Origin of the sequence: Streptomyces sp. NPDC008139 (assembly GCF_042957025.1) — a bacterium.
Taxonomy (GTDB): domain Bacteria; phylum Actinomycetota; class Actinomycetes; order Streptomycetales; family Streptomycetaceae; genus Actinacidiphila.
In genome coordinates, this window is the sequence record NZ_JBIBHM010000018.1 from 25027 (window position 1) to 49192 (window position 24166).

Annotated in this window: 19 protein-coding genes; 6 read left to right on the forward strand and 13 right to left on the reverse strand. The window is 70.7% G+C overall.

Going from position 1 to position 24166, the window contains the following annotated elements; genetic code table 11:
• Nucleotides 1–29: 29 nt before the first annotated feature.
• From ACFZBB_RS30870 to ACFZBB_RS30880, 3 genes are all read right to left on the reverse strand, one after another.
• Complete coding sequence (locus tag ACFZBB_RS30870; RefSeq protein ID WP_391129303.1) at nucleotides 30–596, reverse strand: hypothetical protein; 567 nt, start codon at nucleotides 594–596, stop codon at nucleotides 30–32.
• Nucleotides 597–828: 232 nt separating this feature from the next.
• Nucleotides 829–1749 (reverse strand): tRNA (adenine-N1)-methyltransferase, encoded by a 921-nt coding sequence (locus ACFZBB_RS30875; RefSeq protein WP_391129306.1) that lies wholly within the window; start codon nucleotides 1747–1749, stop codon nucleotides 829–831.
• 116 nt (nucleotides 1750–1865) lie between these two features.
• Nucleotides 1866–3095, reverse strand: a complete 1230-nt coding sequence (locus ACFZBB_RS30880) for a site-2 protease family protein (RefSeq protein WP_391129309.1) — start codon at nucleotides 3093–3095, stop codon at nucleotides 1866–1868.
• A 129-nt stretch (nucleotides 3096–3224) separates the two neighbouring features.
• Between ACFZBB_RS30880 and ACFZBB_RS30885 the strand changes: the two genes are divergently transcribed.
• Both ACFZBB_RS30885 and ACFZBB_RS30890 read left to right on the forward strand, forming a co-directional pair.
• Entirely contained in the window at nucleotides 3225–4109 is an 885-nt protein-coding gene (locus ACFZBB_RS30885; protein ID WP_355333010.1) for a PD-(D/E)XK nuclease family protein, read from the forward strand.
• 19 nt (nucleotides 4110–4128) lie between these two features.
• The gene (locus tag ACFZBB_RS30890) at nucleotides 4129–4800 is read left to right on the forward strand and encodes a response regulator (RefSeq protein ID WP_188282977.1); all 672 of its coding nucleotides are present in this window, start codon (nucleotides 4129–4131) and stop codon (nucleotides 4798–4800) included.
• Nucleotides 4801–4913: 113 nt separating this feature from the next.
• On the opposite strand, the gene ACFZBB_RS30895 is transcribed toward ACFZBB_RS30890, so the two are convergent.
• The 8 genes from ACFZBB_RS30895 to metH all read right to left on the reverse strand — a co-directional run bounded on the left by ACFZBB_RS30895 (nucleotide 4914) and on the right by metH (nucleotide 17388).
• Nucleotides 4914–6512 (reverse strand): ABC transporter substrate-binding protein, encoded by a 1599-nt coding sequence (locus ACFZBB_RS30895; RefSeq protein WP_391129312.1) that lies wholly within the window; start codon nucleotides 6510–6512, stop codon nucleotides 4914–4916.
• Nucleotides 6513–6538: 26 nt separating this feature from the next.
• On the reverse strand, nucleotides 6539–7891 hold the full coding sequence (locus ACFZBB_RS30900) for an oligopeptide/dipeptide ABC transporter ATP-binding protein (RefSeq protein ID WP_391129315.1): 1353 nt from the start codon (nucleotides 7889–7891) through the stop codon (nucleotides 6539–6541).
• Entirely contained in the window at nucleotides 7875–8975 is a 1101-nt protein-coding gene (locus ACFZBB_RS30905; protein WP_391129318.1) for an oligopeptide/dipeptide ABC transporter ATP-binding protein, read from the reverse strand. Before ACFZBB_RS30905 ends, ACFZBB_RS30900 begins: the two co-directional genes overlap by 17 nt.
• Nucleotides 8972–10015 carry an ABC transporter permease gene (locus ACFZBB_RS30910; protein WP_355333020.1) on the reverse strand — a complete coding sequence of 348 codons (1044 nt, stop codon included), beginning with the start codon at nucleotides 10013–10015 and terminating at the stop codon, nucleotides 8972–8974. Before ACFZBB_RS30910 ends, ACFZBB_RS30905 begins: the two co-directional genes overlap by 4 nt.
• Nucleotides 10015–11034: an ABC transporter permease subunit gene (locus ACFZBB_RS30915; RefSeq protein WP_391129321.1), complete on the reverse strand. Its 1020-nt coding sequence runs from the start codon at nucleotides 11032–11034 to the stop codon at nucleotides 10015–10017. The genes ACFZBB_RS30910 and ACFZBB_RS30915 overlap by 1 nt, the downstream gene beginning before the upstream one ends.
• 116 nt (nucleotides 11035–11150) lie before the next feature.
• The gene (locus ACFZBB_RS30920) at nucleotides 11151–12710 is read right to left on the reverse strand and encodes an ABC transporter substrate-binding protein (protein WP_355333024.1); all 1560 of its coding nucleotides are present in this window, start codon (nucleotides 12708–12710) and stop codon (nucleotides 11151–11153) included.
• A gap of 332 nt (nucleotides 12711–13042) precedes the next feature.
• Nucleotides 13043–13744, reverse strand: coding sequence for an HAD-IA family hydrolase (locus ACFZBB_RS30925; RefSeq protein ID WP_391129323.1), 702 nt, complete (start codon nucleotides 13742–13744; stop codon nucleotides 13043–13045).
• 155 nt (nucleotides 13745–13899) lie between these two features.
• Nucleotides 13900–17388 carry a methionine synthase gene (metH, locus tag ACFZBB_RS30930; RefSeq protein WP_391129326.1) on the reverse strand — a complete coding sequence of 1163 codons (3489 nt, stop codon included), beginning with the start codon at nucleotides 17386–17388 and terminating at the stop codon, nucleotides 13900–13902.
• Nucleotides 17389–17716: 328 nt separating this feature from the next.
• Between metH and ACFZBB_RS30935 the strand changes: the two genes are divergently transcribed.
• The 4 genes from ACFZBB_RS30935 to ACFZBB_RS30950 all read left to right on the forward strand — a co-directional run bounded on the left by ACFZBB_RS30935 (nucleotide 17717) and on the right by ACFZBB_RS30950 (nucleotide 22721).
• Nucleotides 17717–18481 carry an IclR family transcriptional regulator C-terminal domain-containing protein gene (locus ACFZBB_RS30935; RefSeq protein ID WP_391129329.1) on the forward strand — a complete coding sequence of 255 codons (765 nt, stop codon included), beginning with the start codon at nucleotides 17717–17719 and terminating at the stop codon, nucleotides 18479–18481.
• A 190-nt stretch (nucleotides 18482–18671) separates the two neighbouring features.
• Complete coding sequence (locus tag ACFZBB_RS30940) at nucleotides 18672–19460, forward strand: MIP/aquaporin family protein (protein WP_188282971.1); 789 nt, start codon at nucleotides 18672–18674, stop codon at nucleotides 19458–19460.
• A 70-nt stretch (nucleotides 19461–19530) separates the two neighbouring features.
• Nucleotides 19531–21105, forward strand: a complete 1575-nt coding sequence (gene glpK / locus ACFZBB_RS30945) for a glycerol kinase GlpK (RefSeq protein ID WP_391129332.1) — start codon at nucleotides 19531–19533, stop codon at nucleotides 21103–21105.
• 8 nt (nucleotides 21106–21113) lie between these two features.
• The gene (locus ACFZBB_RS30950; RefSeq protein ID WP_391129335.1) at nucleotides 21114–22721 is read left to right on the forward strand and encodes an FAD-dependent oxidoreductase; all 1608 of its coding nucleotides are present in this window, start codon (nucleotides 21114–21116) and stop codon (nucleotides 22719–22721) included.
• Here ACFZBB_RS30950 and ACFZBB_RS30955 read toward each other — a convergent pair.
• Entirely contained in the window at nucleotides 22718–23569 is an 852-nt protein-coding gene (locus tag ACFZBB_RS30955) for a hypothetical protein (RefSeq protein ID WP_391129338.1), read from the reverse strand. The two genes, ACFZBB_RS30950 and ACFZBB_RS30955, sit on opposite strands and share 4 nt — an antisense overlap.
• Nucleotides 23566–24141 carry a TIGR03086 family metal-binding protein gene (locus ACFZBB_RS30960; RefSeq protein ID WP_391129341.1) on the reverse strand — a complete coding sequence of 192 codons (576 nt, stop codon included), beginning with the start codon at nucleotides 24139–24141 and terminating at the stop codon, nucleotides 23566–23568. The genes ACFZBB_RS30955 and ACFZBB_RS30960 overlap by 4 nt, the downstream gene beginning before the upstream one ends.
• Between the last annotated feature and the right edge of the window lie 25 nt (nucleotides 24142–24166).

Below are 24166 nucleotides of genomic sequence, written 5' to 3' on the forward strand. Positions count from 1 at the left end.
GGGCCCGCGCGGCCGGACGCCGCCCGCGGTCAGATGCTGTTGTTCGCCGGGCCGGGCAGCGCCACGTAGCGCCCGTCGCGCCACTCCCAGGAGTAGTCCCGCTTCAGGTCGGGGCAGCAGCGCGGCGTGGTGTCGCTCGAATAGCCGAGCACGGTGGCCCGTACGGTACGGCCCTGGAGCCGGAAGCCGGTGACGGACCGCTTGTCGGCGGGCCTGACCAGGGTCTCGGCGATCGTGGGACGCCCGCCCGCGGTGGCGGGCGCGGCGAGGACGAAGACGCCGCTGGGCGGGGTGCCGGTGTCGGCCCGGCAGCGCACCACGACGACCGTCTCGGGCCGCCCGTCGCCGTCCAGGTCGCCGGACACCTGGTTCAGGACCTCCACCGGGGCGCCCGCGCAGTCCAGCGGGTACGTGACCGCCTGGGGGTCCGGCGGGGCCGCCGGGGTGGCGGGCGCCTTGGCGCCGCCCGATGAGGCGTCCGCGGGCTGTACGAGGGCCCCCGCGGCCACGATGGCGCCGAGCGCGGCGGCCGTGGTGATCCAGTGCACCGTGCGGGCGCGGGTGTGCGGGAGGGCCGGGCCTGCGGACGGCTGCACTCGCCTGTCTCCTGGGGTCGAACGGCGGGGGGTGGCCAGCATGGTGCCATACGTCACACCAGGGGGGAACGGCGGGGCGGCAGTTGCCCGTGGTACCGCCCGTGCGGTTCGGGGAAAGGCGCACGGACCCGGGGAATCGGACCGCGAAAAAGCCGCCGCCGGTGCCCATCGGAGGGCAAACCGGCGGCGGCCGGGTGAAGTTGGCCGAAACGGCGCTGTTGACCGGGTGGCGCTACGAGGCGGCGTCGGCCGTGGCGGAGCCGCCGCTCGCGCTGCCGGGCCCGGTGTAGTCCTCGCCGTAGGCGCCCTTGGCGGGCCTGCGGCGGCGCAGCGGGGGCTCGACGCCGTCCGCGAGGCGGCGGGCGGTGAGCAGGAAGCCGGTGTGTCCGATCATCCGGTGGTCGGGGCGGACGGCCAGTCCCTCGACGTGCCAGGTGCGGACCATGGTCTCCCAGGCCGCGGGCTCGTTGAAGGTGCCGTGCTCGCGGATGGCCTCCACCGTACGGGCGAGCTGCGTGGTCGTGGCCACGTACGCGCACAGGATGCCGCCGGGGACCAGGGCCTTGGCGACCGGTTCCAGGCACTCCCAGGGCGCCAGCATGTCCAGGATGACCCGGTCCACGTCGGTGTCCGAGAGGTGGTCCTGGAGGTCGCCGACGGTGAGCTGCCAGGCGGGGTGCGGGCCGCCGAAGTAGCGCTCCACGTTCTGGGTGGCGATCTCGGCGAAGTCGGCGCGGCGCTCGTAGCTGTGCAGCATGCCGTGGTCGCCGATCGCCCGCAGCAGGAAGCTGCTCAGCGAGCCGGAGCCCACGCCCGCCTCGACGACCCGGGCGCCGGCGAAGATGTCGGCCATCGCCAGGATCTGCCCCGCGTCCTTGGGGTAGACCACGGCGGCGCCGCGGGGCATGGACAGGACGTAGTCGGGGAGCAGGGGGCGCAGCGCGAGGTAGGCGACGTTTCCCGTGGTTCGGACAACACTGCCCTCGGGAGCACCGATCAGCTCGTCGTGCGGGAAAGCGCCCTTGTGGGTGTGGAACTGCTTTCCGGCTTCGAGCGTGAAGGTGTAGTGGCGTCCCTTGGGGTCGGTGAGCTGGACCTGGTCCCCGACTTTGAAGGGCCCGCGTCGGCGGGCGGCACCGGTCGGTTCGGACATAAGACCACCCTACCGGCTGTTTTACGGCCGCCTGTGCACGCGGCTTCCGGCCGCCCGCTCACCAGGGCCGCCGACGTGGCCCGTTCACGCGCCGGCCCGATCACGCGTCGGGCCGATCACGCGTCGGGCCGGGACATCGCCGAGAGGAAGGCGCGTTCGACGTCCACGGTGGACAGGACGCCGTAGATCTCTCCGGTGGGCTCGACCACCAGGTACTCCGTGGAGGGGGCGGCCCGCAGGGCGTCGAGCAGCTCCTCGCCGGACAGCTCGGCCGAGACGCGCATGCCGGGGGTGAGGTCCTGGGCGAGGCCGCTGACGGCGACCCAGGGGCGGCGGTGCTCGGGGATGTTGACGATCGCGGACTCGCGGACCAGCGCGGTCGCGGCTCCCGCGCCGTCCACGACGACCAGGGCGCGCGCCCCCGCCTCGTTGGCCCGGCGCAGCGCCTCGGACAGCGGGGTGTCGGAGGCGACGGGCACGGCCCTGCGGGTGAGGGTGCGGGCGCGCAGTCCCGGCAGCCGCTCGCGCAGCCTGGCCATGCGCAGGCTGTTGCCCGCGCCGGTCCAGATGATGGCGGCCAGGATCGCGGCGAGCAGGGCGTCGGTGAGCGAGTCCGCGCCGCTGCCGTCGCCGTTGTTGCGCAGGCCGCCCGCGTACGACAGCAGGGGCAGGCCGATCAGTACGGCGATGGCCAGGCCCCGGCCGACCCAGGCGGCGGCGACGGTGCCGGTCATCGGCTTGCCGCTGATCTTCCAGACCACGGCGCGCAGCATCCGGCCGCCGTCCAGCGGCAGGCCGGGCAGGAAGTTGAAGATGGCCACGATCAGATTGCTGACCATGAGTCCGGCGAGCAGCACTCCGGGGACGGTGCCGGACTCCACGAACTGCATGCCGCCGAAGAAGACCCCGGCCAGGACCAGCGAGAGCAACGGGCCGACGAAGGCGAGCACGAATTCGCGGCCCGGTGTTTCCGACTCCTTCTCGATCTCGGAGACGCCGCCGAAGAACTGGAGCTGGATCCGCCGTACGGGGAGCCGGAAGCGGAGCGCGGCGACGGTGTGGGCCAGTTCGTGGATGAGCACGGAGGCGTAGAAGGCGACCGCGAAGAAGAGCGAGACCAGGTAGCGGATGCGGCCCAGCTCGGGCAGCACGGTTTCCAGCTGGCCGCCGAAGACCCAGGTGATCAGGGCGGCGACCAGGAACCAGCTCGGGGCGACATAGATCGGGACACCGTAGAAGCGGCCCATCAGGATGCCGCCTCCGGGCTCGCGCGGCGGCTTGTCGCTGCCGCCGTCCCGGCCCGGGATGTCGGTGTTCTTGGACGGCGGCCGGCCGCTCTCGCTCACTGGTTCCCCTCGTCAGATACGGACCCTGAGTCGATCATGCGGGACGACGGGCTCCGCAACCATGCTATTGCCCCGCTGTTCCGGGCGGGACACCCGCACTGTCGGTGGCAGGCCGTAGGGTCGTCTGCCATGGGCACCAGCACCGAGAGCATCCCGCCGCGACCGCCGTCGTCGCTGTCCCCGTCGCGCGCGGCGGACTTCATGCGCTGCCCGCTGCTGTACCGGCTGCGGGTGATCGACCGGCTGCCCGAGCAGCCGAGCGAAGCGGCCACCCGGGGCACCGTGGTGCACGCCGTGCTCGAACGGCTCTTCGACGCCCCTGCCGCCGAGCGTACGGCCGAGCGGGCCCGGGCGATGGTGCCGGGCGAGTGGCGGAAGCTGCTGGCGGCCCGCCCCGAGCTGGCGTCGCTGTTCCGGGCGGCGGACGACGCGGTGGACGCGGGGGCGCTGGCGCAGTGGCTGGAGAGCGCCGAGCGGCTGGTGGACCGCTGGTTCACCCTGGAGGACCCGACGCGTCTGGAGCCCGCCGAGCGCGAGCTGTACGTGGAGACGGTGCTGGAGTCCGGGCTGACGCTGCGCGGATACGTGGACCGGCTGGACGTGGCACCGGCCAGCGGCGACCTGCGGGTGGTGGACTACAAGACGGGCAAGGCACCGCGCCCGGAGTACGCGGACGAGCCGCTGTTCCAGATGAAGTTCTACGCGCTGGTGCTGTGGCGGCTGCGCGGTGTGGTGCCGCGCCGCCTCCAACTCGTCTACCTGGGCAGCGGGGACGTGCTGACGTACGACCCGACCGAGGGCGATCTGCGGGCCACCGAGCGCAAGTTGCAGGCCCTGTGGGAGGCGATCAGGGAGGCGACGGCCAGCGGGGACTGGCGCCCGCGCCGTACGCCGCTGTGCGGCTGGTGCGACCACCAGGCGTTCTGTCCCGAGTTCGGGGGGACTCCCCCGCCCTATCCCCTGGCGGAAATAGCGGGTGCGCTGCCTCTCGTGGGCGAGAATGGCCCGATCTAGCGAAGGCGAAGGAGAACCCGTGGCTATTCGCGTCCTGCTGGTGGACGATCAGCCCCTGTTGCGTACCGGTTTCCGGATGATCCTGGAGGCCGAAGGCGATCTCGTCGTGGTCGGCGAGGCCGGGGACGGCCAGCAGGCCCTGGACCAGGTGCGGGCGTTGCAGCCCGATGTGGTCCTGATGGACATCCGGATGCCCCGGATGGACGGGGTGGAGGCGACCCGGCAGATCACCGGGCCCGACCGGTCGGGGCCGGCCAAGGTGCTGGTGCTGACCACCTTCGACCTCGACGAGTACGTGGTGGAGGCGCTGCGGGCGGGGGCCAGCGGCTTTCTGCTCAAGGACGCTCCCGCCGCCGAGTTGGTGCAGGCGATCCGGGTGGTCGCGGCCGGTGAGGCGATGCTCGCGCCGAGCATCACGCGGCGGCTGCTGGACAAGTACGCGGGCCGGCTGCCGTCCGGTGAGGACGCGGTGCCGCAGCCGCTGCACTCGCTGACCGAGCGCGAGGTCGAGGTGCTGAAGCTGGTGGCCCGCGGGTTGTCGAACGCGGAGATCGCCGCCGAGCTGTTCGTCAGCGAGACGACCGTCAAGACCCATGTCGGCCATGTGCTCACCAAGCTGGCGCTGCGCGACCGCGTGCAGGCGGCGGTCTACGCGTACGAGAGCGGGCTGGTGCGCCCCGGGGCGGGCTGACGCCGCCCGCGGGCGTACGACATGCGTGAAGCGGCCGGCCGCGGTCCCTGAGGTTCGGGACCGCGGCCGGCCGCTTTCATCGTCGCGCCGTCACCGGACGGCCGGTCTCCGGGTCAGCCGGAGACGCCGCGGCCCAGCTCCCAGAACTGCGTGGTGGTCGAGGAGTTGAGCGCCCACTCGACACCGGTGATGTCGTTGCGCGACGCGATGTACTGCTTGCCCTGCCACAGCGGCAGCATCGGCACGTCCTGCGCGATGAGGTTCTGCGCGGTCGCGAAGTCGGCGCTGGCGGTGCTGCGTTCGGCCTGCTTGCGGGTGGCGGGCAGGATCTGGTCCTGGATCTGCTTGTTCTGGTACGGCAGGTTCAGGAAGTTGTCCTTGTCGAAGAACGGCGCGATGTAGTTGTCGGGGTCCGGGAAGTCCGGGAGCCAACTGATCGCGAAGATCTGGTAGGCGCGGGAGGACGCCTTGGACAGGAAGGCGTTCCACTGCTCGCTCTTGGCCGTGACGGTGAACAGGCCGCTGGCGTTGAGCTGCCGGGCGATCTCCTCGGCCTCCGGCTGGTTCATCGTGCCGCCGGTGTCACGGCGGTAGTTGATGATCAGCTCGACCTTGTCGTCGATGCCCGCGTGGTGCAGCAGCGACTTGGCCTTGCTGACGCTCGGCACCTGGTACTTGTTGAAGAACGAGTTGATGTGACCGGTGATGCCCTGCGGCACGACCGAGTACAGCGGCTCGGCGGTGCGCTTGTAGACGTCACGGGTGATCGCCTGGCGGTCCAGGACCCACGCCATGGCCTGCCGGACCGCGACGTCCTTGAGGTTCGGCGAGTCGGTGTTGAGGAACAGGTAGCGCGCCTCGCCGCCGGGGGCCTCGGTCAGCTTCACGTTCGGGTCGGTGCTCTGGAGCAGGTTGTTGATCTGGTCCGGGTTCAGCGTGCGCGACATCACGTCGATGCTGCCGGCCTTGAGCGCCGCCTCCATCTTCTTGGAGTCGGCGAACAGCTTCAGGTCGACCTTGCTGTTGTTGAGCTTGAGGATGCCGCCGTAGTGCGAGTTCTTGGAGAACACGCCCTGCTTGGCCTGGACGAAGGAGTCCAGCGTGTACGGTCCCGAGCCGACCAGCTTGAAGCCGTTGTACGGCTTGTCCATCTCGTAGACCCGGCTGTCGACGATCGCGGCGGCCGGGGTGGCGAGCTTGGCCGGGAAGGTGGCGTCGGCGGCCTTCAGGTGGAAGATCACGGTCTTGGAGTCGGGCGCCTCGACGGACTTCACGTTCGATATGAGGGACGCCGGGCCGACCTTGTAGTTGATCTTCTGCATGCGCTCGATGGAGAACTTGACGTCCTCCGCCGTGAGGTCGTGGCCGTTGGAGAACTTCTGGCCGTCGCGCATCGTGCAGGTGTACGTCAGCCCGGACGTGTCGTTGTAGTGGCACTCCTTCGCCGCGTCCGGGGTCGGAGTGGTGCTGCCGCGCGGGTAGGTGAGCAGCATCTGGAACGTGTTGTAGAAGATGTTCCAGGTCGCGCTGTCGTAGGAGGTCGCCGGGTCGAGGGGGGCCGGGTTGTCCTTGGTCAGCTCGATACTGTCCGTGGTGCCGACGACGATGGCTTTGCCGCTGTCGCCGCTCCCCCCGCCGGTACCGCCGCACCCAGCGATCAGGGGTGTCATGACGCCCAGCAGGGCGGGCAGCACCAGAAGCTTGCGGTTCATCGTCGTCGTTCTCCTCTTGTTCCCGCTCATGTTCCCTGGGCGCTCGCGGCGTGCTGGTGCAGGTGGCAGGCGACTTGCACGCCGGTCTTCGGAATCAGGTTGAGGCGCGGATCGCGTGGCGGGGCGAACTCCACCACGACCCGGCCGCTTTCGGCATGCATCGTGACCACTCCGCGCCAGAAGGGCTCACGCGGTTCGGCTGCCGATGCTTCCTCGCGCAGACGCCGGAGGTATTCCAGCACATCCTCGGCCGTGTGGCTTCTTCCGGGGGCGATCGATACGCGGCCGAGCCCTGGAGCGGACAGTGAATCGAGGTCCGCGAACAGCGCCTTCTCCACGGTGGTGTCCTGCGGGGGCAGCTCCAGCCAGCGGCGTTCCAGCAGGGCGCGCAGGTCTCGGGCCTCCCAGCCGCACTCGGCGACCGCGACCGGGCAGCGCGGGTGAAAGGCGCAGCCCAGGGGCGGTGCGGCGGCGTCCGGGATCTCGCCGCGCGGCAGTTCGCGCTCCACGGCCAGCCGCGGGTCGGGCTCCGGGATGGCCGCGAGCAGGGCCTTGGTGTAGGGGTGCTGCGGGTCGGCGAAGACCTGTGCGGTCGGGCCGTACTCGACTATCCGGCCGAGATACATGATGGCGATGGTGTCACAGAAGAACTTCGCGCTCGCCAGGTCGTGGGTGACGTAGACGTACGTGAGGTCCAGGTCGCGCTTGAGGTCCAGCATGAGCTGGAGGATCTTGGCGCGGACGCTCATGTCGAGCATCGAGATGGGCTCGTCGGCGACCAGCAGTTCCGGCTCGGCGATGATCGCGCGGGCCAGTACGGCGCGCTGCTTCTGACCGCCGGACAGGTCGGCGGGGAACTTGGAGAGGTAGCGCTCGGGCGGGGTGAGGCCGACGCGCTCCAGTGCGTCGGTGACCCTGGCGTCGTACTCCTGGTCGCTGTCGACGAGTCGGTGGATGCGCAGCGGGTGGCCGACGGCGGTGCGGATGTCCATCGCCGGGTTGAGGGAGGCGTGCGGGTCCTGGAAGACCATCTGGAGCTTGCGGCGCAGGGGGCGCAGCGCGCGTTCGCCGAGGCCGCCGATCTCCTGGCCGCGGTAGCGGATGGAGCCGCCGGTGGCTTTGTTCAGGCCGATCAGGGTGCGGCCGAGGGTGGTCTTGCCCGAGCCGGACTCGCCGACCAGGCCGAGCACCTCGCCCTTGCGCAGGGTGAGGCTCACGCCGTCGACGGCCCTGACGGCGCCGGCCGCCCGGCCGCCGAAGCATCCCAGCAGGCTGCCGCGCAGGCCGAAGTGGACTTCGAGGTCGTCGACCTCGACGAGCGCCTCCGCGCCGTCCCCGGCGGCGTCGCCGGAGGGCATCACATCAGGCTTCGTCAGCAACGCTGATCTCCTTCACCGCGGCGAGCGGCTCGCGCCCGCCCGTTCCCAACTCGTCGGCCAGCGAGGGATCGGCCTCGATGGCCTGGTGCCAGCAGGCGCTGTGCACGCCGGAGGGCAGCGTCACCTCGGGCGGCTCCGCCGTCGCGCATCCCGCCATCGCCACCGGGCAGCGCGGGTGGAACCGGCAGCCTTCCGGCGGTCGCACCAGATCCGGCGGACTGCCGGGGATGTAGTGCAGTCCCGTGGTGGACAGGGAGATGGTCGAGCGGAGCAGTTCCTTGGTGTACGGGTGCTGCGGGTCGGCGAACACCGCGCGGGCATCGCCCTGTTCGACGATGTGGCCGGCGTACATCACCGCGACCCGGTCGCACGCTTCGGCGACGATACCGAGATTGTGCGTGATCAGCACCAGTGAGGTGTCGAAGTTCTTCCTGAGGTCGGCGAGGATCTTGATGATCTGCGCCTCGACCAGGACGTCGAGGGCCGTGGTGGGCTCGTCGGCGACGATGAACGCGGGCCGCAGCACCAGCGCGAGCGCGATCATGATGCGCTGCCGCATGCCGCCGGAGAACTCGTGCGGGTAGTTCTCGTAGCGGCTCTCGGGGATGCCCATGCCGCGCAGCGCCTCCAGGGCGCGCGCCTTCACCTCGCGCTTGGGGAGGTCCTTGTGGTGGGTGCGCAGGGCCTCCTCGAAGTGCTGGGAGATCCGCATGAGGGGGTTGAGCCGGGTCATCGGCTCCTGGAAGATCAGGCCGAGTTCCGGGCCGCGCAGCTTCTGGATCTCGCGGTCGGACAGTTCGGTGAGGTTGCGGCCCGCGCCGCCCTCGCTGTTCAGCACGACCTCGCCGTCGACCGCGGCGGCGGCCGGAGTGAGGCCGAGGACGCCGCGGCCGAGGGTGGACTTGCCGCAACCGGACTCGCCGACCAGTCCGAGGGTCTCGCCGGGGCGTACGTCGAAGCTGACGCCGTCCACGGCGCGGACCGGGCCGCGGTCGGTGCCGTACCAGACGCGCAGGTCGCGTACGGACAGGACGGGTCCGGCGGGCGCGGGCCCGGCGGGGACGGGTTCGGTCACGGTGGTCACTTGGCGGCCGTCCCTTCGGGGGTGATGACGGTGCGGCGGCGGGTGTGCGGCGGGAGCAGCACCTTGGAGATCCGGCGGCGGCGCATGGTCGGGTTGAGGACGTCGTTGAGTCCTTCGCCGAGCAGGGTGAAGCCGAGGATCGCGATGACCATGGCCAGGCCCGGGTAGAGGCAGGTCCACCACATGCCCGCGTTGACGTCGTCGATGGCGCGGGAGAGGTCGTAGCCCCACTCGGCGGCGTCGGTGGGCTGGATGCCCAGGCCCAGGAAGCCGAGGCCGGCCAGGGTGGCGATGGCGTCGGCGGCGTTCATCGTGGTGATGACGGGCACCGACTGGATGACGTTGCCGAAGAGGTACTTGCGGATGACGACGGACGGTTTGGCGCCCATCGCGCGGGCGGCCTCGACGAAGGTCGCCTCGCGGGCGGAGAGCGCGGAGGCGCGGACCACCCGGAAGTACTGCGGGATGTAGACCACGGTGATCGACAGGGCGGCGGTGATGATGCTGCCGCCCGCGATCCCGGCGAAGACGAATCCTGCGACGATCGCCAGCAGCAGGTAGGGGAACGCGAAGAGCGCGTCCATCACGAGCACCAGGATGCGGTCGAGCCAGCCGCCGAAGTAGCCGGAGAGCAGGCCGAGCAGGACGCCGATGATCAGTGAGAACACCACGGCGAGCACCATCACCTCCAGCGCGGTGCGGGCGCCGTAGATGGTGCGCGAGAGCACGTCGAGACTCTGCACGGTGGTGCCGAACCAGTGGTCGCCGTCGGGCGCGCCCTGCTTGGGGAAGCGGGTGCCGCCGGACTGGTACGTGTCGAAGTCGTACGGCGCGATCAGCGGGCCGAAGACGGCCATGATCACGAAGAGCGCGGAGATCAGGGCGCCGGTCCAGAGCATGAACCGCGGTACGCCGCGGGCCTCGCGGATCGCCGCCCAGATCCGCCGCAGGCCGCCGAAGCGGGTCGACCTGGGGGCGGGCAGCTGTGCCTGCGGGGCCTCGGTGGCCGGGCCGGGGGGTATGGGGGTTGTCTGGGCCATCAGTACCGCACCCTCGGGTCGATCAGCGCGTTCACGAAGTCGATCAGCATGCTGATCACGACGACGACCAGGGCGAAGACGGTGACGATGCCCTGGACGGCGACGTAGTCGCGCTGGTTGATGTAGTCGATCAACTGGCGCCCGATGCCGGGCCAGTTGAAGATCTGTTCGGTGAGCACCGCGCCGCCGAGCAGCATGGCGACCTGGAGGCCGAGGACCGTGATCACCGGCACCAGGGCGTTGCGGAAGCCGTGCCGCGCCACGACGTGGCGTTCCTTGACGCCGCGGGCGCGGGCGGCCTCGATGTAGTCGCCCTGGAGCGACTGGATGAGGTTGATCCTGATCATCCGGATGAAGACGCCGACCACGAGCAGGCCGAGGCAGACCGACGGCAGGATCAGGTGCTGGGTGATGTCGCCGACCGCGTCCCAGTCGCCGGCCAGCACCGCGTCCACGATGAGGATGTGCGTCTGGGTGGGCACGTTGAGCTGCACCAGCGGGGAGGCCTGGCCGGAGGTGGAGCCGAAGGCGAGCATCAGCAGCGGCGCGGTGACGAACACGGGCGCGGCGTAGCTGACGGTGCTGAAGAGCCGGCTGGTGACGTCGACCGCGCGGTCCCGGTAGCGGCCGGCGAGCAGGCCGACGGGGATGCCGATGACGGCGGCGAAGACCAGCGCGCCCGCGGTGAGGGTGAGGGTGGCGCCGCCGTTCTCGACGATGATGTCCCGCACGCTGCGACGGTCGGAGAACGTGGTGCCGAAGTTCAGGGTGCCGACGGACTTCAGGTAGTCCCAGAACTGCTGGTGGATGGGGGCGTCGAAGCCCGCCGCGTGGCGTCTGGCGGCGAGTTCGGCCGCGCTGAGCTTGCCGCCCTGCGAGGCCGAGATGGGGTCGCCCGGCGCCACCCGCATCATGACGAAGACCAGGACCAGCAGGATGAGGACCATGGGCACGGCGAGCGCGATCCTGGTGAGGACGTAGCGGCGCAGCGACCCGGACTGCTTGCTCGTGTTGCTCAACTGAGTGTGTCTTTCTTCAGGAACAGAACAGGCTCAGGTACGGGCTGGGGTGCGGGCTGGGGAACAGCCGCGGCGGCCGGTCCGCGGGGGCGTCACCCCCGCGGACCGGCCGTCCGTCACTTGGAGCCGAGCTCGTAGAACCGGAACATCGTCGGGTCGAGCGCCTTGTCGGCGCCGGTCACGCCGTCACGGATGACCACGGTCTGCTTGCCCTGCCAGAGCGGGATGATCGGGACGTCGTCGGCGACGATCTTCTGGATGTCGGCGAACGCCTGGTCGCGCACCTTGGCGTCGTCGGTGCCCTGCTCCTTGACCAGGAGCTGCTGGATCTCCGGGTTGTCGTAGCCGGTGCCGAGGAAGGGCTGCTTGCCCAGGAACGGCGAGACGTCGTTGTCGGCGTCCGGCAGGTCGGGGAACCAGCCGATCATGTACGAGGCGTACGTGTCGGACTTCTCGTCCTTCTGGTACTGCTGCCACTCGGTGGAGCTGAGCTTCACCTTGAACAGGCCGGTGGCCTCCAGTTGCCGCTTGATCGCGGTGGCCTCGTCGGCCGCCGCGGCGCCGTAGTGGCTGGGGGTCCAGGCGTACGCGATGTCGACGGGGGCGGTGATGCCCGCGTCCTTGAGTATCGCGGCGGCCTTGGCCTTGTCCGGGGCGCCGTACTTGTCCTTGAAGGCCTCGGTGTGGCCCTGGATGCCGTTGCCGACCATGGAGTAGAGCGGGGCCACGGTGCCGTCGTAGGCGTCCTTGGCGATGCCCTCGCGGTCGATGACCTGGGCGACGGCCTGGCGGACCGCCTTCTGGTCGGACGGCTTCACCTTGGCGTCGAAGACCAGGTAGCGCTTCTCGGTGCCGGTGCCGTCGAGCACCTGGATGCCGGAGGTCTTCTTCAGGTCCGCGGTGTCGGTGGGCGACAGGGTGCGGAAGGCCGCGTTGACCGTGCCGTCCTTGACGGCCTGCTTGAGCGCGGACGCCTCGGAGAAGTACTGGAGCACGAACTGGCCGTTGTTGAGCTTGGCCGGGCCCTTGTAGGTCTTGCTGGCCAGGAACGACGCCTGCTGCTTGGGCGTGTACTTGTCCAGCGTGTACGGACCCGAGCCGATGATCTTCGAGCCGTCGAGGAGCTTGTCCTTCGGGAAGGTCTTCTCGTCGACGATCGCGCCCGCGTCGGTGGCGAGCACCGAGGGGAAGGTCGAGTCGGCGTTCTTCAGGTGGAAGACCACCTGGTCGTCGCCCTTGGCCTCGGTGCTGTCCAGGCTGGCGAGCAGGCTGGACGGGCCGTTGGGCGCCGCGATGCCGACCATGCGGTCGAACGAGAACTTCACCGACGCGGCGGTGAGCTTGTCGCCGTTGGAGAACACCAGCCCCGGCTGGAGCGTGCAGGCGTACGTCTTCGGGTCGGTGAAGGCGCACGACTTGGCCGCGTCCGGTTCCGGCGTGGTGCCGCCGGTCGGGAAGTGCATGACCTTCTGGTAGACGCTGTCGATGACCTCCCAGGAGCCGTAGTCGTACGCTCCCGCGGGGTCGAGTGACGACACCGAGTCGATGGTTCCGACGATCACGGCGCCTTTTCCGCCACCGGCCGACGAGTTGTCCTTCTTGCCACCACACGCGGACGCACCGACGGCCAGGAAGGCCACGGCGGCTGCGGCGACGACACGCTTGTTACGTGACATCCAGTGAATCCCCTTGCTCAAATGCCGGTCGTTCGATTCGGCATTGACCAGCAGGGACACTAGCCGGAGGGACCTACTCCGCTAGAGCACGGCGGAGTTGAGGCGGAATTACATACCGATAACGGGGCTCGGAACACCGATAAACGGACGGCGGTACGATCCCTCCCCGGTCGGAACATTGCGGACATTCGGCCGCGCCGCACGTCCCGATCTGCGGATCTCATCCAGGCAGGACAGCGCGGTGTCGACCTCCCCGCGCGTGACATAGATCACCAGGGGCCGGATTCCGACCTGTGAGACGCCTCTGGACGGTTCCTATTCAGCAAATACGCTCAGTGAACGCGCGCATTCAAAGCGCGCAGGAAAGGCACGCTCAGCTCTTCGAGCGAACCGACGACCGTACGCCCTGGAGCGGCCTCGACGGGCACCAGCGAGGGCACCGCGACTACCCGGCAGCCAGCCGCCTCGGCGGACGCCACACCGGTCAGGGTGTCCTCGACGACCACACAGGCGGCCGGGTCCGCGCCCAGCCGGGCGGCGGCGGTCAGATACGGCTCGGGGTGCGGCTTGGTGCGGCTCACCTCGTCCCCCGCGACGGTGAAGGCGAAGTTCTCCGCGCCCAGCGTGCGCAGCATCACATCGATGGTCCGCCGGTGCGAGGCGGACACCAGGGCGGTCGGGACGCCGTACGCGGCGAGCTCGGTGAGCAGCCTGCGGGCGCCGGGCATCAGCGGCGCGCCCCGGGCGATCAGCTTCTCGAAGCGGATGTTGACCGCCAGCATCAGCTCGGCCAGCGTCGCGTCCGCGCCGGTGGCGGCGATCAGGTGCCCCACGCTGCGGGCCATCGGGCCGCCGATCACCACCTCGCGGTGCGCCTCGTCCAGCACGTGCCCGAGATCCGCGAAGACCTCACTCTCCGCCGCCCACCAGATGCCCTCGGTGTCCACCAAGGTGCCGTCCATGTCGAGGAGCACCGCCTGGAGGGCGGGGCCTTGCGCCATACGGGTGTCGGCGACAGGGATGCTGCTGGTCATACGCCCCACTCCTCGGCTCGCGCGGTTCCCGGTGCCGGTCGCGCCGGCCCGTCCCGTTTCCGGGGGACACAAAGGCCGGTCGCCGCGTCCCGCGGACGGGAAGGCGACCGGCCTCTGCCGGACCGTCAAGTGTACGACTCGCTGGTGAGCCGCGCTCAACGCGCGTTGAAGTACTTGGCCTCCGGGTGGTGAATGATGATCGCGTCGGTGGACTGCTCGGGGTGCAGCTGGAACTCCTCCGACAGCTCCACGCCGATCCTGCCCGGCTCCAGCAGGTCCGCGATCTTCGCCCGGTCCTCCAGGTCGGGGCAGGCCCCGTAGCCCAGCGAGAAGCGCGCGCCGCGGTACTTCAGCGCGAACATGTCCTCGACCTCGTCCGGGTCCTCGCCGGCGAAGCCCAGCTCCGAGCGGACCCGCGCGTGCCAGTACTCCGCGAGTGCCTCCGCGAGCTGCACGGACAGGCCGTGCAGCTCCAGGTAGTCCCGGTAGGAGTCGGTCGCGAACAGCTCGTTGGCCGCCTCGGAGACCCGGTTGCCGACGGTGACGACCTGGAAGCCCACCACGTCGGTCTCACCGGACTCCTCGGGCCGGAAGAAGTCCGCGAGGCAGAGCTGCCGCCCCCTGCGCTGGCGGGGGAAGGTGAAGCGGGTGCGCTCGGTGCCGTCCTCGCGCAGCACGATCAGGTCGTCGCCCTTGGACACGCACGGGAAGTAGCCGTAGGTCACGGCGGCCTCCAGCAGGCCCTCGGACTGCATCCTGGTCAGCAGCCCGCGCAGCCGCGGCCGGCCCTCGGACTCCACCAGCTCCTCGTACGTCGGACCGGTCGAGCGGGCCTGCTTCAGGCCCCACTGGCCCTTGAACAGGGCGCCCTCGTCCAGCCAGGACGCGTAGTCGGCGAGCTGGATGCCCTTGACGACCCGGCTGCCCCAGAACGGCGGGGTGGGGACGGGGTTGTCGACCGCGACGTCGGAGCGGATCTGGCCGAGGTTGACCGCCTTGTCCGGTCCGTCCGGCTCCGGCTGCTCGCGCTTGGGCACCCGGCGCTGCTTCAGCTCCGGCAGCGCCGCGCCGGGCACGCCGCGCTTGACGCCGATCAGCGCGTCCATCAGCCGCAGGCCCTCGAACGCGTCGCGGGCGTAGCGGACCTCGCCCTCGTAGATCTCGTGCAGGTCCTGCTCCACATAGGCGCGGGTCAGGGCGGCGCCGCCGAGGATCACCGGGAAGTCGGCGGACAGGCCGCGCTGGTTCAGCTCCTCCAGGTTCTCCTTCATGATCACCGTGGACTTCACCAGCAGGCCCGACATGCCGATCACATCGGCGCGGTGCTCCTGCGCGGCGTCCAGGATCGCCGAGACCGGCTGCTTGATGCCGAGGTTGACGACGTTGTAGCCGTTGTTGGACAAGATGATGTCGACCAGGTTCTTGCCGATGTCGTGGACGTCGCCACGCACGGTGGCCAGCACGATGGTGCCCTTGCCCTCGTCGTCCGACTTCTCCATGTGCGGCTCCAGATACGCCACCGCCGTCTTCATCACCTCGGCGGACTGGAGCACGAACGGAAGCTGCATCTGGCCCGAGCCGAACAGCTCGCCGACCACCTTCATGCCCGCGAGCAGCGTCTCGTTGACGATGTCCAGGGCGGGCCGCTCGGCCAGCGCCTGGTCCAGGTCGGCGGACAGGCCGTTCTTCTCGCCGTCGATGATCCGGCGCTGGAGCCGCTCGTCCAGCGGCAGCGCCAGCAGTTCCTCGGCGCGGCTGGCCTTCAGCGACTTGTTGTCGACGCCGTCGAACAGCTCCATCAGGCGTTGCAGCGGGTCGTAGCCCTCGCGCCGCCGGTCGTGGATCAGGTCGAGCGCGACCTCGCGCTGTTCCTCGGGGATCCGGGCGATCGGCAGGATCTTGGAGGCGTGCACGATCGCCGAGTCCAGGCCCGCCTTGACGCACTCGTCGAGGAAGACCGAGTTGAGCACCACGCGCGCGGCCGGGTTGAGGCCGAAGGAGATGTTCGACAGGCCGAGGGTGGTCTGCACGTCGGGGTGGCGGCGCTTCAGCTCGCGGATCGCCTCGACGGTGGCGACGCCGTCCTTGCGGGACTCCTCCTGGCCGGTACAGATGGTGAAGGTCAGGCAGTCGATCAGGATGTCCGACTCGTTGATTCCGTAGTTGCCGGTCAGGTCGTCGATCAGCCGCTCGGCGATCCCGACCTTCTTCTCAACGGTACGGGCCTGGCCCTCCTCGTCGATGGTGAGCGCGATCAGCGCGGCGCCGTGCTCCTGGGCGAGCGCGGTCACCTTGGCGAACCGGGACTCGGGGCCGTCGCCGTCCTCGTAGTTGACGGAGTTGAGCACCGCCCGGCCGCCCAGCTTCTCCAGTCCCGCCCGCAGGACGTCCACCTCGGTGGAGTCGAGCACGATCGGCAGGGTGGAGGCGGTGGCGAAGCGCCCGGCGACCTCGGCCATGTCGGCGACGCCGTCCCGGCCCACGTAGTCCACGCACAGGTCGAGCAGGTGGGCGCCCTCGCGGATCTGGTCGCGGGCCATCTCCACGCAGTCCTCCCAGCGGCCCTCCAGCATCGCGTCGCGGAATTTGCGGGAGCCGTTGGCGTTGGTGCGCTCGCCGATCGCCAGGTACGAGCTGTCCTGGCGGAAGGGGACCGTCTGGTAGAGGGAGGCGGCGCCCGCCTCCGGGCGCGGCCTGCGCGGGTGCAGGTCCTGGCCGCCGACGCGCTCCACGAGTTGCCGCAGGTGCTCGGGCGTGGTGCCGCAGCAGCCGCCGACCAGGGACAGGCCGTACTCGCGGGCGAACGTCTCGTGCGCGTCGGCCAGTTCCGAGGCCGTGAGCGGGTAGTGCGCGCCGTCCTTGGTGAGCACCGGCAGGCCCGCGTTGGGCATGGCGGACAGCGGGATACGCGAGTGCCGGGCGAGATAGCGCAGGTGCTCGCTCATCTCGGCCGGTCCGGTCGCGCAGTTGAGGCCGATCATGTCGATGCCGAGGGGTTCGAGCGCGGTGAGCGCCGCACCGATCTCCGAGCCGAGCAGCATGGTGCCGGTGGTCTCCACGGTCACCGAACAGATCAGCGGCAGGCTCACCCCGGCCGACGCCATCGCGCGGTGGGCCGCGATCACGGCCGCCTTGGTCTGGAGCAGGTCCTGGGTGGTCTCGATGATCAGCGCGTCGGCGCCGCCCGCGATCAGCCCCGCCGCGTTGGCCTCGTAGCCGTCGCGCAGTACGGCGTACGGGGCGTGGCCGAGCGTCGGCAGCTTGGTGCCGGGGCCCATCGAGCCGAGCACCCAGCGCGGGCGGCCGTCGGCGGCGAAGCCGTCGGCGACCTCGCGGGCCAGGCGGGCGCCGGCCTGCGACAGTTCGTGGATCCGCTCGGGGATGTCGTACTCGCCGAGCGCGGAGTGGTTGGCGCCGAAGGTGTTGGTCTCGACGCAGTCCACGCCGACCGAGAAGTACGCCTCGTGGACCGAGCGCACGATGTCGGGGCGGGTGATGTTCAGGATCTCGTTGCAGCCTTCGAGCTGCTGGAAGTCGTCGAGCGTCGGGTCCTGCGCCTGGAGCATGGTGCCCATGGCGCCGTCGGCGACGACCACGCGGGAGGCGAGCGCCTCGCGGAGGGCGGCGGCGCGGGGTGCGTCCATCGGCGACGCGGTCGGGGACGTACGCGTCGGTGCCGTGTTCGTCTCCGATGGGGAGGAACCGGACGTACCAGACGTAGGGGACGACGGAGAAAGCGAGGCCATGGAACGTGCTCCCTGGGATGCGACGGCTGTCGGCTATGCGTTCCCCGTCGGCGCCGACGGATCGGAGGGCGGCGGGACACGCACCCGGCCAGCCTAGCGGGCCGCACCGTCCGGGCTCGAAGGCATTCCGATGGGCGGACCGTGGTGCCAGAATCATCTCTGAGATGATGACGGTCGACATTGTCGACCGCCGATCATGACACCCCCTCTGCTTGGAGTGCCGCCGATGCCAGGTCCCATCCAGTCGCTGGAACGCGCGGCGGCGATTCTGCGGCTGCTGGCCGGCGGTGAGCGCCGGCTGGGGCTCACCGACGTGGCCTCGTCGCTCGGCCTGGCCAAGGGCACCGCGCACGGCATCCTGCGCACCCTCCAGCAGGAGGGCTTCGTCGAACAGGAGCCGGTCTCCGGCAAGTACCAGCTCGGCGCGGAACTGCTGCGGCTGGGCAACAGCTATCTGGACGTGCACGAACTGCGGGCCCGCGCGCTGGTGTGGACCGACGACCTGGCCAGGTCCAGCGGCGAGGCGGCGTATCTCGGGGTGCTGCACCAGGACGGCGTGCTGATCGTGCACCACGTCTTCCGGCCGGACGACAGCCGCCAGGCGCTGGAGGTGGGCGCGATGCACCCGCTGCACAGCACCGCGCTCGGCAAGGTGCTGTCCGCCTTCGACCCGGTGGCGCACAACGAGGTGACCGAGCACGAGCGGGCCTCGCTCACCGCGCGCACCGTCACCGACATCACCGATTTCGAGGCCCTGCTGGACCTCACCAGGGCGCGGGGCTGGGCCGCCGACCTGGAGGAGACGTGGGAGGGCGTGGCCTCGGTCGCGGCGCCCGTCTACGACCGGCGGCGGATGCCGGTGGGCGCGGTGGGCATCACCGGCGCCGTGGAACGGGTCTGCGACGAGGGCGGCATCCAGGCCCGGCTGGTGGCGGCGGTACGGGACTGCGCCCGCGCCGTCTCCCGCGATCTGGGCGCCGCCCGCTTCTGATCCGCCCCGCCCGCACCCGGCCCTCGACGCCGCGCCCGCGCGGCCTTCTTTCCGCGTTTCACAGTCCACGCCTCTTGACCTGCCGCTCCCGGGGAGAAAATATTCGCTGTACGGTCGACATTGTCGAACGCCGGACGCGATCCGGGTCGCCCGTGCCCTGACGTAAAGACACTTGGACAAAGGAGTCGCTGTGTCCAACGGCCATATCTTCATCGGCGAGACCTTCGGCACCGCCGTGCTCATCCTGCTCGGTGGCGGCGTCTGCGCCGCCGTCACGCTCAAGAAGTCGAAGGCCCGGGGAGCGGGCTGGGTCGCCATCTCCTTCGGCTGGGGATTCGCGGTGCTCGGCGGCGCCTACATCGCCAACGGCTACTCGGGCGGCCAGCTCAACCCGGCGGTCACCCTCGGCGTGGCGATCAAGACCGGTGTATGGCACACCGTGCCCTTCTACCTGATGGGGCAGTTGCTCGGCGCGATGATCGGCGCCTTCCTGGTGTGGGTGGCCTACATGGGCCAGTTCCAGGCGCACTTGACCGACCCCGAGATCGTCGGCGGGGGCACGACCTCCCCCGAGGGTCCGGAGACCGACCGCAAGGGGCAGCCCGCGGGACCCGTGCTCGGCATCTTCTCCACCGGACCCGAGATACGGAACCCGGTGCAGAACCTCCTCACCGAGGTCATCGGCACCGCCGTCCTGGTGCTCTTCATCCTCACCCAGGGCATGACGACCGGACTCGCGCTCAACGGCACCGGCATCCTGCTCACCGCGCTCCTCGTCGTCGGTATCGGCCTGTCGCTCGGCGGCCCCACCGGGTACGCGATCAACCCGTTCCGCGACCTCGGCCCGCGTATCGTGCACAGCCTTCTGCCGCTGCCCAACAAGGGCGGCTCGGACTGGAGCTACGCGTGGATCCCGGTGCTGGGCCCGCTGGCCGGCGCCGCGATAGCCGGCGGCCTGTACAAGCTCGCCTTCACGTAGGGCCGCCGCGAGACCGCCACGTCCACTCCCCCGCAGCCACTTCCCCCGCGCAGATCCCGAGGAGCACCACGTGACCGACACCACCGCCGCCGGCACCCACTCGCACGGCACCGGCCCGTTCATCGCCGCGATCGACCAGGGCACGACGTCGAGCCGCTGCATCGTCTTCGACCGGGACGGCCGGATCGTCGCCGTCGACCAGAAGGAACACGAGCAGATCTTCCCCAAGCCGGGCTGGGTGGAGCACGACGCCGCCGAGATCTGGACCAATGTCCAGGAGGTGGTCGAGGGCGCCATCGCCAAGGCCGCCCAGGACAACGAGGGCTTCAGCGCCGCCGACGTCAAGGCGATCGGCATCACCAACCAGCGCGAGACCACGCTGCTGTGGGACAAGAACACCGGTGAGCCGGTGCACAACGCGCTGGTCTGGCAGGACACCCGCACCGACGTGCTCTGCCGCGAACTGGGCCGCAACGTCGGCCAGGACCGCTTCCGCCGCGAGACCGGCCTGCCGCTCGCCTCGTACTTCGCCGGGCCCAAGATCCGCTGGCTGCTGGACAACGTCGAGGGACTGCGCGAGCGCGCCGAGCGCGGCGAGATCCTCTTCGGCACCATGGACTCCTGGGTGATCTGGAACCTCACCGGCGGTGTCAACGGCGGCCGGCACGTCACCGACGTCACCAACGCCTCCCGCACCCTGCTGATGAACCTGCGCACCCTGGACTGGGACCACAAGATCCTGGAGTCGATCGGCGTACCCGCCGCCGTACTGCCGGAGATCCGTTCCTCCGCCGAGGTGTACGGCAGCACGGTCGGCGGCGTGCTGGACGGCGTGCCAGTGGCCTCCGCGCTCGGCGACCAGCAGGCGGCGCTGTTCGGGCAGACCTGCTTCGCCGAGGGCGAGGCCAAGTCCACCTACGGCACCGGCACCTTCATGCTGATGAACACCGGTGAGACCCCGGTCAACTCCTACAACGGCCTGATCACCACCGTCGGCTACCGGATCGGCGACGACGCGCCGGTCTACGCGCTGGAGGGCTCGATCGCCGTCACCGGCGCGCTGGTGCAGTGGATGCGCGACCAGATGGGGCTGATCAGCACCGCCGCCGAGATCGAGACGCTGGCCTCGTCCGTCGAGGACAACGGCGGCGCCTACTTCGTACCGGCCTTCTCCGGCCTGTTCGCCCCCTACTGGCGCGACGACGCGCGCGGGGTGATCGCCGGGCTGACCCGTTACGTCACCAAGGCGCACATCGCGCGCGCCGTGCTGGAGGCGACGGCCTGGCAGACACGGGAGATCGCCGACGCCATGACCAAGGACTCCGGCGTCGAACTGGCCGCCCTCAAGGTCGACGGCGGCATGACCTCCAACAACCTGCTCATGCAGACCCTGGCGGACTTCCTGGACGCGCCCGTGGTGCGCCCGATGGTCGCCGAGACCACCTGCCTGGGCGCGGCCTACGCGGCCGGTCTCGCGGTCGGCTTCTGGCCCGACACCGAGGCACTGCGGGCCAACTGGCGGCGCGCCGCCGAGTGGACCCCGCGCATGGACGCGGCCCAGCGGGACCGCGAGTACAAGAGCTGGCTCAAGGCCGTGCAGGCCACGATGGGCTGGCTCGAAGAGAGCACCGCAGAGGAGCACTGATTCACCCCATGACCACCTCGCAGCGCGTTCCCGCCCTGGGTTCGCATCCGACCGCAGGCGCCAACCCCGGCAGGGCCGAGACCCGGGATCTGCTCGGCCGTGCCACGTACGACCTGCTGGTGATCGGCGGTGGCATCCTCGGCATCACCACCGCCTGGCACGCCGCGCAGTCGGGGCTGCGGGTGGCCATGGTGGACGCCGGTGACTTCGCCGGGGCCACCTCCTCCGCCTCCTCCAAGCTGCTCCACGGCGGCCTGCGCTACCTCCAGACCGGCGCGGTGAAGCTGGTGGCGGAGAACCACCTGGAGCGGCGCGCGGTCTCCCGTGACATCGCGCCGCACCTGGCCAACCCCCTCACCTTCTATCTGCCGGTCTACAAGGGCGGCCCGCACGGCGCGGCCAAGCTCGGCGCGGGCGTCTTCGCGTACTCGGCGCTGTCCGCCTTCCGCGACGGCGTCGGCCATGTGATCAGCCCGGCCAAGGCCGCACGGGACGTGCCCGAGCTGCGGACCGACAATCTGCGCGCGGTCGCCGTCTACGAGGACGGGCAGATGAACGACGCCCGGATGGCGCTGATGACGGTACGGGCCGCCGTCGACGCGGGCGCGACCGTGCTCAACCACGCCGAGGTCACCGGGCTGCGTTTCACACGGGGCCGGGTCACGGGCGCCGATCTGCGCGACCGCGTGGACGGCACCGAATTCGGCGTCGACGCGCGCCTGGTGCTCAACGCCACCGGGCCGTGGGTGGACCACCTGCGGCGGATGGAGGACCCGGCCGCGGCGCCGTCGATCCGGCTGTCCAAGGGCGCGCACCTGGTGCTCAAGCGGCACTCGCCGTGGCGGGCGGCGCTGGCCACCCCGATCGACAAGTACCGCATCACCTTCGCCCTGCCCTGGGAGGACATGCTGCTGCTCGGCACCACGGACGAGGTGTACGAGGGCGATCCGGCCGATGTGCGGGTCACCGAGGCCGACATCGCGCAGATCCTGGACGAGGCGGCCTTCTCCGTCCGCGACCAGCAGCTCTCCCGCGACCTGATCACGTACTCCTTCGCGGGTCTGCGGGTGCTGCCCGGCGGTCCCGGCGACACCTCGAAGGCCAAGCGGGAGACGGTCGTCACCGAGGGGACGGGCGGCATGCTGTCGGTGGCGGGCGGCAAGTGGACCACCTTCCGGCACATCGGCCGCACGGTCATGACCAAGCTGGCTGAGCTGCCCGGGCATCCGCTGTCCGACGACATGGAGCCGATGTCGTCGCTGCCGCGCCGGGCCCCGCTGCCCGGTTTCGCCAGCCCCGACGCGGTCGCCCACCGGCTGCTCATCGACGGCGACGCGCCGGGACCGCGCATGGCGGCCGACACCGCCAGGCACCTGGCCACCCACTACGGCTCGCTGGCCTTCGACATCGCGCGGCTGGCCAACGAGGACCCGGAGCTGGCCCGGCGCGTGCACCCGGACGCCCCGGAGATCTGGGCCCAGGTCGTCTACGCCCGCGACCACGAGTGGGCGCAGGGCGCGGACGACGTGCTGCGGCGGCGGACGACGCTGACGATCCGCGGTCTCGACACGCCGGAGGTACGGGAAGGGGTCGAGCGGGTGCTTCGCCGGGACTAGGGCGTGGGGGCCGCCGTCCCTGCGGGCGGTTCCGTCCCGGCAGGCGTGTCCGTACCGGCAGGCGTGTCCGTACCGGCGGGCTGGGCCGTCTCGGCGGTCAGGCGGTCGAGTTCGGCGAACAGGGCGGTCGGGGCGGGGCGGCCGGTCCTGGGCAGCAGGGTCAGCCAGCGGTCGCGGCCCTCGTGCCAGAGGCTCACGGGGTTGGCCTCTGCCACGGCCGCGATCGTACGGGCGGGCAGCTCGGCCTCCGCGGCGCGCGACGGCGTCAGCCAGTGCGCGGTGCTGTTCTCGGCGAGCCGGGCCATCCACAGCACATGGCGGGCCGCGTGCCAGAGCGCGTCCTGCGCGCGCAGGTGCTCGCCGCGCGCGGTGACGTGCAGCGCCAGCACCAGCCAGTTGGCGAACCGGCCGCACAGGTCGGCGATCTCGTCGGGCGCCGCGGGGAGCACGGGGTGCTCGGGCACCGCTTCGAGCACGGGCGTCAGCAGCCCTTCGCGGTCGACGACGACCATCCGCTCGACGGCGGCGCCGCGCGCGGGCCAGGTGGCGACCGTCGGGATGTCGTCGGTGGTCGCGAAGTGGAATTCACCGCGCACCGGGCCGGGGAAGAGCACGACATGGCTGCCGAATTCGTTGAGCAGCACCAGATTGGCCGGGGCGATCTCCCGGCACCACTGCTCGGGGTCCACTTCCGCGCGCCGCTCCGGGTCGAAGAAGAGCCAGAATTCGACGTCGCTGTGGGCGTCGCCCTCCCCCGCGGCGAAGGAGCCGTACATCAGTGCCGCGCCGAGGCGTTCGTCGGCGCGGCACATGTCCCGTACCCGGGCGATGAGGTCGTGCTGGATCATGCCGCCCAGTATGGGTCGCGGCCGGACAGGGCGACGGCGGTTTCGAAGTCGGTGGCCCCGGCGGGCGGTTCGACCGGTTCCGCGAAGCCCTTGTACTGCCGGAACATCTCGGCCTGCTCGCGCACGACGGCCAGCAGCAGGGCGCCGGACTTCTCGTCGGCCCTGAACTCCTGCCCGGTGGCCTTGGCGACGTCCCAGCCGTGCAGCAGCAGCTCCATGAAGAGCATTGCGGCGATGTCCTTCGCGGGCATCGCCATGCCGCCCATGTCCAGCTCGCCCTCCCAGGCGGCCGGGTCGGCCCACGCGTCCGCGGCCCGGTCGAGCTGCCGCGCGTAGGCGGCGGCCCAGCCGGGCTCCGCGGTGAAGTCGCGCTCGCCGAGGTCGGCGGGGTGCGGCTCCTTGCGGGCGCGCAGCTCCATGCCGAGGCCGGTGTAGGCGACCCAGTGGTTGATCAGGGTGCGGGTGTCGTAGTCGGGACAGGGCGTGGGGCCGGTGAGCTGGTCGTCGGTGACGCCGGCGGCGACCCGGGCGGCCTCCGCGACACTGTCGGCGATCTGTGCGTGGAAGTTCATGCCCTCGACGCTAGGCGCGACCGGG

Bases quoted from the DNA above. Each gene is read 5' to 3' on its own strand.
- ACFZBB_RS30910 (WP_355333020.1), bottom strand. From the start codon at position 10,015: ATGGCCCAGACAACCCCCATACCCCCCGGCCCGGCCACCGAGGCCCCG.
- ACFZBB_RS30960 (WP_391129341.1), bottom strand. From the start codon at position 24,141: ATGAACTTCCACGCACAGATCGCCGACAGTGTCGCGGAGGCCGCCCGG.
- ACFZBB_RS30950 (WP_391129335.1), top strand. From the start codon at position 21,114: ATGACCACCTCGCAGCGCGTTCCCGCCCTGGGTTCGCATCCGACCGCA.
- ACFZBB_RS30885 (WP_355333010.1), top strand. From the start codon at position 3,225: ATGGGCACCAGCACCGAGAGCATCCCGCCGCGACCGCCGTCGTCGCTG.
- ACFZBB_RS30935 (WP_391129329.1), top strand. From the start codon at position 17,717: ATGCCAGGTCCCATCCAGTCGCTGGAACGCGCGGCGGCGATTCTGCGG.
- ACFZBB_RS30955 (WP_391129338.1), bottom strand. From the start codon at position 23,569: ATGATCCAGCACGACCTCATCGCCCGGGTACGGGACATGTGCCGCGCC.
- ACFZBB_RS30925 (WP_391129323.1), bottom strand. From the start codon at position 13,744: ATGACCAGCAGCATCCCTGTCGCCGACACCCGTATGGCGCAAGGCCCC.
- ACFZBB_RS30920 (WP_355333024.1), bottom strand. From the start codon at position 12,710: ATGTCACGTAACAAGCGTGTCGTCGCCGCAGCCGCCGTGGCCTTCCTG.
- metH (WP_391129326.1), bottom strand. From the start codon at position 17,388: ATGGACGCACCCCGCGCCGCCGCCCTCCGCGAGGCGCTCGCCTCCCGC.
- ACFZBB_RS30895 (WP_391129312.1), bottom strand. From the start codon at position 6,512: ATGAACCGCAAGCTTCTGGTGCTGCCCGCCCTGCTGGGCGTCATGACA.
- ACFZBB_RS30875 (WP_391129306.1), bottom strand. From the start codon at position 1,749: ATGTCCGAACCGACCGGTGCCGCCCGCCGACGCGGGCCCTTCAAAGTC.